The following is a 1,974-nucleotide window of genomic DNA, read 5'->3' on the forward strand; positions in this document are numbered from 1 at the left end:
CAGATGGCTACTCGTGGTCATCATCTGGATCGCGTATATTTTTAATTTTTGGCCATTCAAAAGAGAGTGGCTCTATACGGCGGGACCGGCGAAAAAGGGCATTATCTTTACAGTGATGGTGTTTTTTACCTTCTTCGTATTCTTAAAGATATTCTTCGAATTTATTCTAGGCGAGCTTGCCATATCGTATTTTAGTCCGCGAAGGCTTGCAGAGCTTGGTATAACCGATTTTTACGCGCTTGAATACTCGGCACAGGCTATTTTGATGTTTGCCGCTATCGCGTCGTGGCTCAGCCCTTCTTGGGTAGTGGCTGCGGATAATTCGCCGTGGCAGAAGCTAAAGCAGCCCGTTAAAGGCTTTACAGTTTTTATCTGGACCTTTTTGCTAAGTATGATCGTATATTTCGTATTTTTCCATTCGCAAATGGGAATTTTATTCGATCCGTGGCAAAAATACACATCCATTACTCCGCCTTGGTGGCATAATTTCGCCGATACCGTGCACGGAAATTTCAATATCGCGTGGATCATGTGCTGTACCGTTATGGTTTGGGTGTATGAAACCATCTGGGAGAGGTATCCTTTTAGCCTTATTAAGACGAATTGGCTTAGAAGGACGGCGTCGTTTTTCGGCATTATAGCGATGGCGTTTTGCTTTTCATTCTTCTTTTATTATCTGCAAGAGCTCATCTGGGGCGTGCATATTAGAGGTGACAGGAGGCTCTTCGCGCCCGATTGGCGATGGCTGCACGTAGGCGAGATAGCTATATTTTGGCTCGTGCCGGTGCTATTTATTAAATTTTACTGCAACAATGCGGTTAATAAATTTTCAAAGCCCGTCAATATCCTTCTTAGAACGATCATAAGCATGGTAGCGGCTATCGTCCTATACTACGTTTATTATCAGGTCTCTCACTTTTTGCTAGGCACTCAAAAGGGCTTTTCGCATCCGCAACAATTCCCGATGATCCCGATGATCTGGTTTATCAACGTCATGCTGATAAATTACTGGTTTATGGATGGCTGGCCGGGCTGGAAGCTTGCTGGTAAAAAAGAAGAAGCAGATGAAGCAGGCGAGGAAGACGATTTTGGAAATAAAAATTCCATCAAAGGCTTGGTTGTGGGCTTTATCATAGGCGTGATCATCTATCTCGCCGTAGTTTATCTAGCGCCTGTCGTGGGCAATATGCTTACAATTTTTAAATAAAGGATATGAGATGAATGAAGCTAGAAGAGATTTTATAAAAGGCGGCGCGGCGGGCATAGGACTGGGGGCGCTCGCATCGATGGGAGTGTTTTCATACTCTCCTGCGAGGGAATTTTTTCTTCCGGATGAAGTGCGAAAGATGACCGATTTTGGCGCGATTAAAAGCGTCGAGGTTACTAATATCTCCGAAACGAGCTGGTTTGATAACTCGATGCTGATGGGAGATATTAAAGGCGCAGGCGGACTGCTCGTTAATCAATATCTATTTAACTGGCCGCCGTTTGGGAACGGCAAAGGGCTTGCCAAAGGAAGCTACGAAGAGGGAATTTCACAGATCAAACATCTCCTGCCGGATAAAATAGATGAGGCGTGGGAGGCAACCAAAAAACTCTCCGTAAATCCCGATAATGCGGGCGGCTACTCTGCTTTGATAGAGATAGAGCGGCTAAACGGCGAAAAGAAAAAATATCTGCTTGATTGCGGTTGGTCCTATAAATGGATGCACGAGTGCTTTAAGCGAGAGGGGATCGATAAGATGCTGCAAAGCGGCGAGATCGACACTCTCATAATGTCGCACGAGCACTACGATCACTTTTGGGCGCTACCCGTCGTTTTAAAGTATAAGCCCGACATCAGAATCATCATTCACGAAGGCTTTTACCCCGAGGGCAGACAATATATCAAAGATTCGGGTCACAAGGGCGAGCTTGTAGTGTTTAAAAAGGGCAGAAACGAGATCGAGCCCGGAATGTGCACGTTCTGCTATG

The 1,974-nt window shown here is 45.3% G+C and carries 2 protein-coding genes; both read left to right on the forward strand.

Annotated elements, in window-relative coordinates; all coding sequences use genetic code 11:
• The coding region (locus tag Q0413_RS08295) for a hypothetical protein (RefSeq protein ID WP_298988500.1) at positions 1–1,207 on the forward strand (1,207 nt) is incomplete at its 5' end.
• 10 nt (positions 1,208–1,217) lie between these two features.
• Positions 1,218–1,974 (forward strand): MBL fold metallo-hydrolase (locus Q0413_RS08300; RefSeq protein WP_298988501.1); only part of this gene is annotated, 757 nt, incomplete at its 3' end.

Source organism: uncultured Campylobacter sp., assembly GCF_938045465.1.
Taxonomy (GTDB): domain Bacteria; phylum Campylobacterota; class Campylobacteria; order Campylobacterales; family Campylobacteraceae; genus Campylobacter_B.